At 67.3% G+C, this 12,507-nt stretch carries 13 protein-coding genes; 9 read left to right on the top strand and 4 right to left on the bottom strand.

The window, feature by feature from the left end; translation table 11 throughout:
- Positions 1–3 precede the first annotated feature (3 nt).
- Positions 4–1,074 (bottom strand): acyl-CoA dehydrogenase family protein, encoded by a 1,071-nt coding sequence (locus OQ789_RS15910; RefSeq protein WP_324686949.1) that lies wholly within the window; start codon positions 1,072–1,074, stop codon positions 4–6.
- A gap of 70 nt (positions 1,075–1,144) precedes the next feature.
- On the opposite strand from OQ789_RS15910, the gene OQ789_RS15905 reads away from it, so the two are divergent.
- The gene (locus OQ789_RS15905) at positions 1,145–2,005 is read left to right on the top strand and encodes an LLM class flavin-dependent oxidoreductase (RefSeq protein ID WP_324686948.1); all 861 of its coding nucleotides are present in this window, start codon (positions 1,145–1,147) and stop codon (positions 2,003–2,005) included.
- 3 nt (positions 2,006–2,008) lie between these two features.
- On the opposite strand, the gene OQ789_RS15900 is transcribed toward OQ789_RS15905, so the two are convergent.
- Entirely contained in the window at positions 2,009–2,725 is a 717-nt protein-coding gene (locus OQ789_RS15900; protein WP_324686947.1) for an SDR family oxidoreductase, read from the bottom strand.
- 19 nt (positions 2,726–2,744) lie between these two features.
- Complete coding sequence (locus OQ789_RS15895; protein WP_324686946.1) at positions 2,745–3,566, bottom strand: FadR/GntR family transcriptional regulator; 822 nt, start codon at positions 3,564–3,566, stop codon at positions 2,745–2,747.
- 94 nt (positions 3,567–3,660) lie between these two features.
- Here OQ789_RS15895 and OQ789_RS15890 point away from each other — a divergent pair, with 94 nt between their 5' ends.
- Positions 3,661–6,054 carry a CoA transferase gene (locus tag OQ789_RS15890; protein ID WP_324686945.1) on the top strand — a complete coding sequence of 798 codons (2,394 nt, stop codon included), beginning with the start codon at positions 3,661–3,663 and terminating at the stop codon, positions 6,052–6,054.
- An 18-nt stretch (positions 6,055–6,072) separates the two neighbouring features.
- Positions 6,073–6,264, top strand: coding sequence for a ferredoxin (locus OQ789_RS15885; RefSeq protein WP_324686944.1), 192 nt, complete (start codon positions 6,073–6,075; stop codon positions 6,262–6,264).
- A gap of 22 nt (positions 6,265–6,286) precedes the next feature.
- Here OQ789_RS15885 and OQ789_RS15880 read toward each other — a convergent pair whose 3' ends face one another.
- Complete coding sequence (locus OQ789_RS15880) at positions 6,287–7,591, bottom strand: cytochrome P450 (RefSeq protein WP_420716126.1); 1,305 nt, start codon at positions 7,589–7,591, stop codon at positions 6,287–6,289.
- A 93-nt stretch (positions 7,592–7,684) separates the two neighbouring features.
- On the opposite strand from OQ789_RS15880, the gene OQ789_RS15875 reads away from it, so the two are divergent.
- From OQ789_RS15875 to OQ789_RS15850, 6 genes are all read left to right on the top strand, one after another.
- Positions 7,685–8,794 carry an aromatic ring-hydroxylating oxygenase subunit alpha gene (locus tag OQ789_RS15875; protein ID WP_324686942.1) on the top strand — a complete coding sequence of 370 codons (1,110 nt, stop codon included), beginning with the start codon at positions 7,685–7,687 and terminating at the stop codon, positions 8,792–8,794.
- A 13-nt stretch (positions 8,795–8,807) separates the two neighbouring features.
- A complete protein-coding gene (locus OQ789_RS15870; protein ID WP_324686941.1) occupies positions 8,808–10,385 on the top strand; it encodes an AMP-binding protein in 1,578 nt (525 codons plus the stop codon).
- Positions 10,386–10,460: 75 nt separating this feature from the next.
- A complete protein-coding gene (locus OQ789_RS15865) occupies positions 10,461–10,886 on the top strand; it encodes a nuclear transport factor 2 family protein (RefSeq protein WP_324686940.1) in 426 nt (141 codons plus the stop codon).
- A gap of 13 nt (positions 10,887–10,899) precedes the next feature.
- Positions 10,900–11,430 carry a MaoC family dehydratase gene (locus OQ789_RS15860; protein ID WP_324686939.1) on the top strand — a complete coding sequence of 177 codons (531 nt, stop codon included), beginning with the start codon at positions 10,900–10,902 and terminating at the stop codon, positions 11,428–11,430.
- Entirely contained in the window at positions 11,427–11,888 is a 462-nt protein-coding gene (locus tag OQ789_RS15855; protein ID WP_324686938.1) for a MaoC family dehydratase, read from the top strand. Before OQ789_RS15860 ends, OQ789_RS15855 begins: the two co-directional genes overlap by 4 nt.
- Positions 11,881–12,411 carry a maleylpyruvate isomerase family mycothiol-dependent enzyme gene (locus tag OQ789_RS15850; RefSeq protein ID WP_324686937.1) on the top strand — a complete coding sequence of 177 codons (531 nt, stop codon included), beginning with the start codon at positions 11,881–11,883 and terminating at the stop codon, positions 12,409–12,411. Before OQ789_RS15855 ends, OQ789_RS15850 begins: the two co-directional genes overlap by 8 nt.
- The last annotated feature ends 96 nt before the right edge of the window (positions 12,412–12,507 follow it).

The raw sequence follows: 12,507 nt of genomic DNA, 5'->3' as shown, positions 1-12,507 counted from the left end.
CGCTCACGCGGCACCACCACAGAATCGGCGGCCCACCTCGTAGTACAGGGACCGGCTGTCGCCCAGCATGGCGGCGCCCTGCCAGGCGCGCCTGACATAGAGGTGGGCGTCGTGCTCCCAGGTCTGTCCGAGGGCGCCGTGTACCTGGACCGCGGTGCGCGCGCATCCGGTGGCCGCGTCGTTGGCCGCGGCCTTCGCCAGCGCCGCGGCGGTCCACAGCTCGGGGGGTGGCGTGGCCGGATCGGCGAGCCGGGCGGCCGCCGCGTAGGTCAGGCTGCGGGCACGTTCGACGCTGACGTAGTTGTCGGCGAGTGCGTGTTTGATGCCCTGGAAAGCGCCGATCGGCCGGCCGAACTGCTGCCGCGACTTCGCGTACTCGACCGCGAGGTGCAACGAGGCGCCCGCCACGCCGAGGAGGTCGGCCGCCAAGGCCACCCAGGGCGCCGTCAGCGCCGAGTCGAGGTCAACCGGCGCAACCGCGATCGGCTCGGCGTCGATCTCGACGCCGGCCAACGGCTGAGTGGGATCGGTGGATTCGGCGGCCGGCGTCACCGTGACGCCGGCGCCGCAGCGGGCGACCGCCGCCACGGTGTCGCCGTCGTCGGAGCGGGCCAGCGTGACGACGAGCTCCGCGCGCGACGCGTTGGGTACGGCGACGGCCGTGCCGCACAGCCGTCCACGGCGCAGCGTCATCGGTGCCGCGGGCAGCCGCAATCCGGGGGCGTGGACGGCCAAGGTGGCCACGACGCCACCGGCGATGTCGGTCAGTACCGAGTCGAGTCCGGTGTCGCGCAACAGACCGGCGGCCAGACCGACGCTGCCCAGCAACGGAATTGGCGCGATGGCGGCGCCGCATTCCTCGAGCACCACGGCCAGCTCCACCGGTCCGTAGTCGCCGCTGTCGGGGGCGGCGAGCTCGGTCCAGCCGAGACCGACGACGGTCTTCCACAGGGCGCGCCAGCGCTCGGGATCGGCGATCGCTTGACGCGCGGCGTCGGGCGGACACTCCGTACGTAAGATTCCGCGTACGGTGTCGCGCAGCGACAGCTGCTCCGAGTTCAGTCCGACATCCATAAGACCTCTAACATAGTAAAGATAATAAACTAGCGATGCGGTCGCAATCGCACGGACGTACAGGTGGCGCATGGCTGAGTGGTACTTGTTCCTGCCGCAGGTGAGGTTGTCGGCGGCCGACATCGCGAACCGGGCGCATCACGCCGAGGCCGCTGGCTTCGACGGGATCGCCTTCATCGACCACCTCGAGGCCCCCGGGCAGCCCGACGAAAGCATCTGGGAGGCAATGGGCATTGCCACCTGGGTGGCGGCCAAGACCGAACGCCTGCGGATCGGCCATCTGGTGCTGTGTGACGCGTTTCGGCATCCGGCCGTGCTCGCCAAGCAGGCCGTCACGTTATCCGAGGCGTCGCAGGGCAGGTTCGAGTTGGGCCTCGGCGCGGGATCGTGGCCGTCGGAGTTCGCCAGATTCGATGTCGGCCAACAGGATCCGCGGGCCAGGGTCGAACAACTCGGCCGCGACCTGGAACTGATCAAGCGGTATTGGGGCGACGGCAGCGGGTCGTCCGGTCCGTCGCCGCAGGCCCCCCGCCGCTCATACCCGATACCGCTGGTTCTGGGTGGGAGCGGGCCCAAGATGATGGAACTCGTTCGCAGGTACGCGGATTGGTGGAATCTGCCGGTGAACCAACTCGACCGGCTGCCGAGACTCGCGCCGGCCGCGGGAACGGCCAGGATCTCGATTCAGCAGATGGTCGGTTTTGTGCGGCAGGGCAGCGACCCCGAGACCGTGCGCGAGGTGAGCACCCGGAGATTCGGCAACCTCGGGTCGGGGCTGGTGTGCGGCGATGCCGACGAGCTGATCGGGCACTTCCGTGGTCTGGCCGCCCAGCGGGTCGAACGGTTCTACGTGTGGTTCGCCGACTTCGCCGCCGCGGACTCCCTGCGCGAGTTCGGCGAATCGGTGATCAAGGCCTTCCCGGCCCCGTAAGCCTCACCCTCGTTGCGTGCGGCGCCGGGCTTCGGTGGGAACGACGGGCGGTCGCGCGAATGGCCCGCGCTGCACGGCGGACAACCGGATCTCCGGCAGATCGACCGACGGGTCGACGGTGTCGAGCCAGGCGACCGCCTCGGCCACGTCCGCGACCTGGATCGCGTACATCTCGAAGGGAACGTCCTGCAGCATCTCGGTGGCCACCGGTCCCGGCGTAACGATGTGCACGCTGATGCCGTCGCGGTCGACTTCGAGCGCCAAGGCCCGCGCGAACGCGTTCATGCCGGCTTTCGACGCGGAGTAGGCGGTGCGGGCGGGCATCGGCTCGTGTGCCGCCGACGACGAGATGAACACCAGCCGCGAGCCGGCCGTCATTTTCGGCAGCACCGCCGACGTCACCACGAAGCACGAATCCAGGTTGGCCGACATGATGGCGTGCCACTGCTCGAAGGTCTGCTTGCGCGCGTAGGTTCCGCCGAGCGCGCCGGCCGCGTGCACAACGAGGTCGATTCTCTCCAATGTGCTTATCGCAGCGGCGAATCCGCTGGGATCCGACGCGTCGGCGACGATGTGCTGGGCACCGATCTCCTCGGCGGCTGCGCGTAACGGGGCCTCGCGGCGCGCCGAGAGCACTACGCGGTAGCCGCGCTCAACCAGCGTGCGGGCGCACCCTTTTCCGATCCCGCCGCTTCCGCCGGTGACCAATGCGGTTCGCATGACCGTTGTAAGCCCCTCGTCAGGAGTGCCGCATGTCCCGCGGCCGCGACAACGCCTGCGGGGAGAGCGCGTAGATGCGTTGGTCGTGCTGGCCGGACAGGACGTAGGTCTGCGTGTCGGCCAGATGGCGGCCCGCGATGCGGCGGGCCCGGTCGACGTTGCCCTCGGCGATCGTCTCGGTCAGCTTGACGTGCGTGTTGAGCACCGCGCGCCGCTGGGCCAGCGACGGGTAAGTGCCGCGCGACGCGCTCTCGTCGGCCCACTGCCGTTCGTGGCTGCTCCACAGCGTCTCCAGGCTGCCGACGACCGCGATGATCGTGTGGTTGCCGCAGCCGCGGACGACGAGGTCATGGAACTCACGGCCGATCTCGGTGAAAAGTCTTCCATCATCTAACTTTTCGGCCATCGACTCGTTGATTCTGGTGAGTTCGGGCACCAGCGTCTCCGCCCGGTCTGGGCGGCGTGCGGCCAGGGCCGCGCAGGCGGGCTCGAGTTCCTGCAGGGCCATGCCGAGGTCGGCGAGCTCGACGGACTCGCTCTGCAGCAACAGCCCGAGCATGTAGGCGGCACTGGTTTTCGCCGGGGCATGCACGACGGCGCCGCCACGGTTGCCACGGCGCACCGAAACCAGGCCTTCGGTTTCCAGGATTCGCAGGGCTTCGCGCAGCGAGACCAGGCTGACGTTGAACTGTTCGACGAGTACCTCTTGGCGCGGCAGGAGATCTCCGTCGGCGAGTTCGCCGTCGATGATCTGACGCCGCAGCTCGTCGGCTACGATCTCGGCGATCCGCGGCGCGGACAACCGGCGCCGGGCGTCGGGGCCAATTCCCAAGGCGGTCATCCGATCCTCGAAGCACATGCAACTTGCTGGCTTAGCTATTTTAGCAGTAATGGTATAAATGGCTTCTCTGATCGCATGTCGATCGGGAGGGCGGGTGCAATTGAGCGAGCGGTCCAAAAGCCGGCCGACACCGCTGCACGATTTGCGTGTCGTCGAGATCAGTGACCGGATAGCGGGCGGCTATTGCGGGAAGCTGCTGCGTGACGCCGGTGCACAGGTACATAAAATCGAGCCGCCGCAAGGGGATTGGTTACGGCGATACTCCGCCAGTGGCTCCTCGATTTCCCGGGAACGTAGCGGACCGTTTTTCAGTTATCTCAACGCGGGCAAGCGGAGCATGACTTTCGCCCCGGGCACGCAGCGCTTCCGCGACGAGCTGGCCGGTGCCGACGTCGTCGTCGTCACCGCCGGCCGGACGCGCGCCGCGGCCCTGGGCGTCGACCCACCCCGACTGCTGGAACAGTCGCCGCGGGCGATCGTCGTCACCATCTCCGACTTCGGCTGGACCGGACCCTACGCTGACCGGGCAGCCAGCGAGTTCACCCTGCAAGCGTGGGCGGGCTCGCCCGGCTTTCGCGGCGATCCCGCCGGGCCGCCGATCTGCATCGGCGGCGATCTCGGCGAGTACATGGGCGGCGTGTTCGCCGCGTTCGGCGTGCTCGCACTGCGCCGCCGCGTCGAGCGCGGCGGACCCGGCGAACACCTGGACCTGTCCATGCTCGAAGCTCTGACCACGATGCAGAGCAGCGAATGGCTGCATTCGCAGCTGCTGCGGGTCCCGCCGATACGGCGCACCACGGAAGTGCCGTCGATCGAGCCGGCCAAGGACGGCTACGTCGGGATCACCATGGTCACCGGTCAGCAGTGGCTCGACTTCGCCGCGATGGTCGAGTGTCCGCAGCTGGAGGAGATCGAACAGCTGCGGTTTCAAATCGGCCGCTGGCAATACCGCGACCTGATCCGCGAGCAGATCCATCCGTGGCTGGCGGAGCGGACCGTCGCCGAGATCGTGGAACTCGGGCAGCTGTTCCGGCTGCCGATCGCCGCGCTGGGCAACGGCTCCACCATCCGGGATCTGGAATACGTGCGCGAGCGCCACGCCTTCACCCCCAACCCCGCCGGGTTCGGCCAGCCCCGGCCGCCCTGGCTGATGTCGGTGTGCGCGCCCGCGCCAGTGGGTGACACACCCTCACTTGGCGAGGCAGACGACGAACCCGCTTGGGGCCCTAGGCAATCCGACGCCGAACCGGCGCCGGGCGGGCTACCGCTGGACGGTGTTCGCATTGTCGACCTGACCGCTTTCTGGGCCGGTCCGGCCGCGACCCACCTGCTGGCCGCCTTCGGCGCCGACGTCGTCAAGATCGAGTCGATCCAACGGCCCGACGGTATCCGATACTCCGGCGGGATGCGCACCGACGTGGACGACTGGTGGGAGTACGGGTGGGTGTTTCACGCAATGAACACCAACAAGCGTTCGGTCACACTGGATTTGGGCTCCGAGCAGGGGCGCAGTTTGTTCACCGGTCTGGTCGCCGGCGCCGACGTCGTGATCGAGAACTTCTCACCGCGGGTGATGGAGCAATTCGGGCTCACCGACGACGTGCTGCGCACGGTCAATCCGAGACTGGTGTTCGCCCGGATGCCGGCATTCGGCGTCGAGGGGCCGTGGCGGGAGCGGGTCGGGTTCGCGCCCACCATGGAACAGATCGCCGGACTGGCCTGGGTCACCGGCCTGCCGGAGGCGCCGCCGGTGACACCGCGTGGGGCCTGCGATCCGCTGGCCGGTGTGCACGCGGCATTCGCCGTGCTGGCCGCGCTGGACTTCGCCGAACGGACCGGTACGGGCCAGTTGGTCGAGCTGCCGATGCTCGAAACGGTGCTCAACGTCACCGCGATCCAGGCGATCGAGTCCGAAGTCTTCGGTTTCACGCTGAGCCGCAACGGCAACCGCGGTCACAGCGCGGCGATTCAAAACATCTACCGGTGTGCCGGATCGGACGACTGGATCGCGATCACCGTCGGCGACGATGCGCAGTGGCGGGCGCTGGTGGATGTGATGGATCGACGGGCTTGGCGCGACGACGAGGGGCTGTCCACCGTCGCCGGTCGCCGCAGCCGAGCCGACGAAATCGATCGCGGGCTGGCGGATTGGTTCGCCGGGCAGCCCCTTGAGCCGACGGTGGAGCTGTTGGCGGACGCGGGTGTTTCCGCGGCTCCGGCGGTGTCACCGTCGCTCGTCACCGACAACCCGCAGCTGCGTGCGCGCGGCTTCTTCGAGCCGCTGCATCATGCGAGTACCGGCCTCGGTCTGTACCCGTGCCCGCCCTTCGCCCGGCTCGCCGGTCAGGACAACTGGCTGCGGCGGCCGCCGCCGAAGCTGGGCGAGCACAATGAGGAGGTCCTGGGCTATCGGTGCGGGCTGACCGACGAAGAACTGGCGCGCCTCGCGGCCGGCGGCGTGATCGGGACCCGACCCAAGGGCCTGTAGAGAAGTGGAGGGCATTCGATGCGGGTGACGGTAGACGAGAACTTGTGTGAGGCCAACGGCTTTTGCGAATCGCTGGCACCGGAAGTGTTCGAGCTGGGCGACGCCGATGTGGTGCAGATCGCGGAGGGGCCGGTGCCGGCGCGCCTGGAAATCGACGTGCGCGCCGCGGTGGACCAATGTCCCAAGGCCGCGCTGTGGTTGCAGGACTGATCCGCCCGACGACCGCGGCCGCTCAGACGGCCCGCCGCTCGGTCAGCTTGATCGCCATCGCGTCGTAGATCGACATGTTGGTGGCCAGGTTCGGATGGGCCACTTTCGCCGGGCCGATCTCGATCTCATCGCAGCGCAACAGCAACTCGTCGAGAACTGCGCGCAGTTCGGCCCGGGCCAGCATCGCGCCCAGGCAGTGGTGCGGTCCGCCGCCCCCGAACGCCACGTGGGGGTTGGGCTGGCGGCCGATGTCGAAAGTGAACGGGTTCTCGAAGACCTCCTCGTCACGGTTGGCCGAACGCAGCGTCGACACCACCCGCTCGCCCTTGGCGATGTGCTGACCGTCCATCTCGACGTCGATTTTTGCGGTACGCGTCCAGTACGCCACCGGTGACGCCCAGCGCAGCACCTCCTCGACCGCGGAGGGCCGCAGGCCTTCGTTCTCGCGATACCGTTCCACCTGCTCGGGGTTGGCGACGAACGCCTGCAGCCCGATGGCCAACGCGTTCTTGGTGGTGTCGCTACCGGCGAAGGCCAGAACGAAGAAGAAGAACTCGAGTTCGTTTTCGGGCAGGCTGAACTGCTCGCCGTCGTCACCGGTGATCACCGCGGACGCCAGCGTGCTCCAGATGTCGTCGGTGGGGTTGCGCCGCTTTTCGGCGGTGAGCTCCATCGCGTATTCGAAGACCGAGCCGAAGAGCTCGAGTTCTGCGTGCCCGCTCGGGCGCGCCTCGGGCGCAAGCGCCGCCAGGATGCGGTCGAAGATGTCGAACACCCGCGGCCGGTCCTCGTCGGGGATGCCGATGATGTCGCCGATGACGGTCATCGGCACCGCGTCGGCGACGTCCTCGATCCAGTCCCCGCCACCGCGCGCGAGCAGGCTGTCGATCATCCGCGCCGCCCGCGCCCGGATGCCGTCCTCCAGCTTGGCGATCGCTCGCGGGTTGAACGCGTTGGAGATCAGCTTGCGGCGCTTGTTCAGATCCGGTGGGTCCAACGTGATGATGGTCGGGAACGACGAGAACATGGCGACCGGCTGAATGAGCGGGCCGTCGGCCGCGGTGAACGACTCGGTGTCGCGGTGCAGGCGGACCGCGTGCCGGTGTCTGGTGGCGACCCAGAATTGCCGCTGGACGGTGGCGGCGACACCCGGCGTCATGTCGTGCTTGAAAAGCGGCCTGGTGCGCCGCAATTCGGCGAACAGCTCGTCGGGAAAACCGTTACGCCACAAGGCGAAGTCGGAAAGGTCCACTGCAGCGGCCGTCATGCGAACCCCCATCGGCTCGGGCACCACGCGGGCACAGGTCCGCGCCGCGTTGACGTTCAATGTCTAAAATAGTAAAAATAGACTTTAGTCGTCGAAACGCGGTGAGGTAAGAGCGGTCCAGTCGCGCCCGGTCGCGTGGGAAACGGAGTTCTCGTGACCAATACGATTCCAGAAACAGACCCGTCGGAACGGGAGTTCGGGCCTGCCGGCATCGCGCTGTCGACCTACCGGTTCCCGACGGGCTGGTTCATCGTCGCCTTCGGCACCGACCTGGCTCCCGGCCAGGTCCGGCGCGCCCACTACTTCGGCGAGGAGTTGGTGCTATTCCGCACCGAGTCGGGCCAGGTCCACGTGATGGAGGCCTACTGCCAGCACCTCGGGGCCAACCTCGGGGTCGGGGGCACCGTCGAGGGCGAAAACATCGTCTGCCCGTGGCACGGTTGGCAGTGGCGCGGTGACGGAACGAACGCGCTGATTCCCTACAGCAAGATCGGCTGCAAGAACAACGTCCGCATCCGGACCTATCCCAGCATGGAGTGGTACGGCTTCATCCTGGCCTGGCACGAGCGGCATGGCCGGGCGCCGTACTGGCAGCCGCCGGTGCTGCCGGAACTGGAAACCAACGAGTACTACCCGCTGCACCCGCACACCCAGATGCTCAACCGCGTCAAGGTGCACCCGCAGATGATCATCGAAAACGCCGCCGACCCGTACCACGTTCAGTACGTGCACAAGGCCGCCAATCCGGCCACCACGGCGTCGTTCGAGGTGGCCGGGTATCACCTGCACGCCACCGTCAACGCCCATTTCGGCGGTGGGCGGGCGCAGACCTGGCTGACCCCGAACGGCCCGGTCGACGCCAAGATCATCTATGACAACTACTCGCTGGGCCTGGGTGTGGTGCGTTTCCCCAGCGAACTGGTGGCCACCGTGCAGGTCACCGGCCAGACGCCCGTCGACGAGGACTACACCGACTACTTCTACACGCAGGCCTCCGTGCGTGAACCGGGCGACAGCGGCGACGTGCCCACCGGACGCGCCGCTCGCTTCCTCGCCCTCCAGCAAGAGGTCATCAAACAGGACTTCTTCACCTGGGAGAACATGAAATATCTGGAGAAGCCGAACCTGGCCCCCGAAGAGGCGCACGACTATGCGGCCCTGCGCCGCTGGGCGCATCGCTTCTACCCGGGCGAGGAACCGTCGCCCTCCGACTTCGGCTACGGCCCGGACGGCCGGCCCGATCCGGCGGCCGCCAAAGCCTGATCAGAGCAGCCTGATGTGCGCTGACCGCAGCGGCCCGGCGCGGCCCTCCGATTTCGGCGTCGACGGTTTCACCGTCCCGGCCGTGCTCGATCGCCGCGCGCGGCAATATCCCGATCGCGTGATGATGTCCATCGCCGGTGCCGGGGTGACTTTCGAGCAGATGCGCCAGCGGTCCTGTGCGGCGGCAAAGATGTTGACCGACTTAGGTGTCGGGCCGGGCGACCGTGTCGCGTTGTTCACCGGCACGTGCCCGGAATGGGTGTACTTCTGGCTCGGCGCCGCGCGGATCGGGGCCGTGAGCGCGGCGATCAATGCCGCGAACAAGGACGACTTCCTGCTGCACGCCCTCCGGCTGTCACGGGCAAAGGTGGTGCTGACCGACGCCAATCGCGAACCCCGAGTCGCGGAGGTCGCCGCCGGGGTGGATACCCTGAAAGATATTGTAGTTCTTGGTGATTCATTGACCGCGACGCTGCGTCAGGGTGCGGCGGCCGGCAGCGCCGCTAGGGCGGACGATCTCGCCTGCCTGTTCTACACGTCGGGCACCACCGGCCCTTCCAAAGCGGTTGCCACGACGTGGCAGTACCTGTTTTCGGTCGCCGCGACGGTCGCGACGGCCTGGGAATTTCGCGAGGGCGAAGTGCTCTGGACGGCGATGCCCCTGTTTCATCTCAGCGCGGCGCCCAGCATATTGGCGCCCCTGCTGGTCGGCGCAACGACGGTACTGGCCGCCGCTTTTCACCCGAGCGAGGTGTGGGACGACATACGTGCCCAGGGTGCCATCGGATTCGCGGGCGCGGGGGCCATGGTCTCGATGCTGCACAACCTATCCCCGGATCCGCGCGACGCACGCCTGCCGCTGCGGTTCATTTCCGCCGCACCGATCGACGCGAATTCCTACCGCGACATCGAAAAGCGTTACGGCTGCCGCATCGTCACGATGTACGGGCTCACTGAGGCGTTCCCCCTCGCCGTCAAGGCGCTGCACGACGCCGGGCTCCCCGGCACCTCGGGACGGCCCAATCCCAATTTCGACGTACGCATCCTCGACGAACAGGGAAACCCACTGCCCGCCGACACCGTGGGCGAGATCGCCTGCCGGCCCAGGTATCCGCACGTGATGAGCGAAGGCTACGTCGGCGCCGATCCGCGGATACAGCCGCATCCGGACTGGTTTCGCACCGGCGACCTGGGACGACTCGACCCAGACCAGAACCTGACCTATGTGGACCGCCTCAAGGATGCATTGCGGCGCCGCGGTGAAAACATCTCCTCGGTCGAAGTGGAGAACGTTGTCATGCGCCATCCCGCCGTCGCGGAGGCCGCGGCGGTCGGCGTGGCCAGCGGGCTGGGAGAGGACGACGTCCTGATGGTCATCGTGTTGCGTCCCGGCGCCACACTGGATTTTGTGGAGCTGCTGGACTTCTGCGCGGCACGCATGCCCTACTTTTGCGTGCCGCGATTCGTGGAGACGGTCAGCGAGCTCCCGAAGAATGCGATCGGCCGGATACGCAAAGACTTGTTGCGCGAACGGGGCGTCACCGCGGGCACGTGGGATCGTGAAAGCCGAGGGTATGTCGTCAGTCGTTAGGTTCCACTAATGTCAGCCAAGAGGCCCCGTCGGCCCAGCGGTTGGCAGTTATCTCCCGGAGAGGCTGGAAAAGCGATGACCATGACCTATCAGGAGCAGCAAATGCTCCAAGCCGCCACCGCACGCGCAGCCATCCTGAACCTGAATGCGCGGCACAATCAGGCATTTTCGGATGGCGACCGCGACCGCTGGATTTCGACATTCCGCCATTCCGGCGCCAGCTACACCCGCGACGGCGAGTTCTTCGACGACCTGCGTTCGGCCTTCGACGGCGGGGATGGCCAGCGACTGGTCACGGTCGATCACGAAATCCGCGTCGACGGAGTCAACGCGACCCAGCATTGTGTCGCCGTGCTTTACGCCTCCATGTACGGCGACACGGTGCTGCGGGCCACCGGGGTGTTCGGTGACACGCTGATTTACGAGCGGGGCGACTGGTATTTCACTTCCCGTACGTTGCAATGGGATTCGACCCCGAGCCGCCATCCGCTCGTCATGTGAGCGGCACCGATACGTGGATCAGGATTTCAGTCAGCGGCTGGCCTTTGGCACCTACGACGATGCGCTGCGTATGGTCGGCACGAAAGGCGAGCCCCGCACCGCGGCCACCGCGGTCAGCGCGGCGCGCATCCAGTTGTTCGCCGCGATGGTCCGCGACGGCAACCGCTCGTATTGGGATTCCGAATTCGCCCGGCTGCGCTGGGGAGGACTGCTGGCGCCGCCGGCGCTGCTGATGGGCTGGCTCATCGCACCGCCGTGGCAGCCCGGAGGTCGCAGGGCGGCGTCGCTGATCGCGCTGCGGGTGCCGTTGCCGGGCACCACATTCATCAACGCGGCCAACGAGGTTGAGTTTCCCCAGCCCATCGTCGAAGGCGACGTGTTGACCGTCGTCGACGAGCTGGTTTCGGTGTCACCGGAAAAGCGCACGCGGCTGGGGGTCGGCCATTTCGTCGAGACGCTGGAGACCTATCGCCGACAGGACGGGACCGTGGTGGCCACCTGCCGCAACACGTTGTTCCGGTTCACGCCGGGGGAGTCCACGTGAGCGGCGACGGCTTGGGCTGGCACCAGATCACCGTTCCCGTCGACCTGCCCGAGGTGATCGACCACATCGACTACCAGCGAGTGGTACAGAACGCCGGAGCGACATGGGACTATTTCCCCGGCCACTTCGATCCGGATTACGCTCGGGCTCAAGGTAACCCGACGATCTACGTCAATACGATGCACCTGGCCGGGTTCGCCGACCGCGTCGCGACCGACTGGGCGGGACCGGGGTCGCGGGTGGTGCGCCGGTCCATGCGGCTGGCCGGGTCGGTGTATGCCGGCGACACGATGATCGGCCGGGGCCGTGCCGTGGCCAAGCGGCGGGACACCTCGGTGCAGCCGCCGCGCTGCCTGATCGACGTCGAAGTCCAGGTCACCAATCAGCATGGCGCGCTGTGCTGTCCGGTCGAGCTGACCTTGCAGGTGCCCGAATCCCTCGATGACGGCAATGGATGACGCGGCCGGACTGCACTTGTCGGTGTGCCGTCGCTTCGGAGAGGCGGTCGTCGCCGCGAACGGCAAGTGGGATCGCCCGTCGCCGTGTGATGCGTGGTCCGCTCGCGATGTGCTCGAGCACGTCATCGGTTTTCACGACGTCCTGTTGTTGCGGCCTTTGGGGCTGAAGCCCTTCCGGCCGCGCGACGACCCGCAGACGCGATGGCAGTTGACCTATGAGTCACTGGCGGAGGCCCTTGAATCTGGCGCGGCGACACGGCTCGACGAGTACCGGCTGATCCCGAACCTGACCCGTGATGTCCTGGTGCACACCTGGGACCTCGCCCGCGCGGTGGGTGCCGACGATCGGTTGGACCCTGGGTGTTGTGAAGTGTTTTACGCCGGCTTACCGGCGGACCCTCAGGCCCTGTTGGCCTCCGGCATGTTCAATGCCCCGGTCAGGGCGAGCGATGACATCGATGTGCAGGCAAGGCTTCTGGCACGGCTTGGCCGCAACCCGCGGTGGAGGCCGGAGATGTCATAGGGGACAGCAGCCGCCCGTCACGTCTGAGGGCGCGGCCGGTTTTTGTCGGGGGTGGCTGCGAGGATGTGGTCGTGTCTTCTTCGACGGCATCTGTTG

It is taken from the genome of Mycobacterium sp. 94-17 (assembly GCF_035617725.1).
In the GTDB taxonomy this organism is placed as follows: Bacteria; Actinomycetota; Actinomycetes; order Mycobacteriales; family Mycobacteriaceae; genus Mycobacterium.
Note: the sequence above shows the minus strand (reverse complement) of the source record. Positions and strands in the feature narration are given on the sequence as shown.

Bases quoted from the DNA above. Each gene is read 5' to 3' on its own strand.
- OQ789_RS15910 (WP_324686949.1), bottom strand. From the start codon at position 1,074: ATGGATGTCGGACTGAACTCGGAGCAGCTGTCGCTGCGCGACACCGTA.
- OQ789_RS15905 (WP_324686948.1), top strand. From the start codon at position 1,145: ATGGCTGAGTGGTACTTGTTCCTGCCGCAGGTGAGGTTGTCGGCGGCC.
- OQ789_RS15900 (WP_324686947.1), bottom strand. From the start codon at position 2,725: ATGCGAACCGCATTGGTCACCGGCGGAAGCGGCGGGATCGGAAAAGGG.
- OQ789_RS15895 (WP_324686946.1), bottom strand. From the start codon at position 3,566: ATGACCGCCTTGGGAATTGGCCCCGACGCCCGGCGCCGGTTGTCCGCG.
- OQ789_RS15885 (WP_324686944.1), top strand. From the start codon at position 6,073: ATGCGGGTGACGGTAGACGAGAACTTGTGTGAGGCCAACGGCTTTTGC.
- OQ789_RS15870 (WP_324686941.1), top strand. From the start codon at position 8,808: ATGTGCGCTGACCGCAGCGGCCCGGCGCGGCCCTCCGATTTCGGCGTC.
- OQ789_RS15865 (WP_324686940.1), top strand. From the start codon at position 10,461: ATGACCATGACCTATCAGGAGCAGCAAATGCTCCAAGCCGCCACCGCA.
- OQ789_RS15850 (WP_324686937.1), top strand. From the start codon at position 11,881: ATGGATGACGCGGCCGGACTGCACTTGTCGGTGTGCCGTCGCTTCGGA.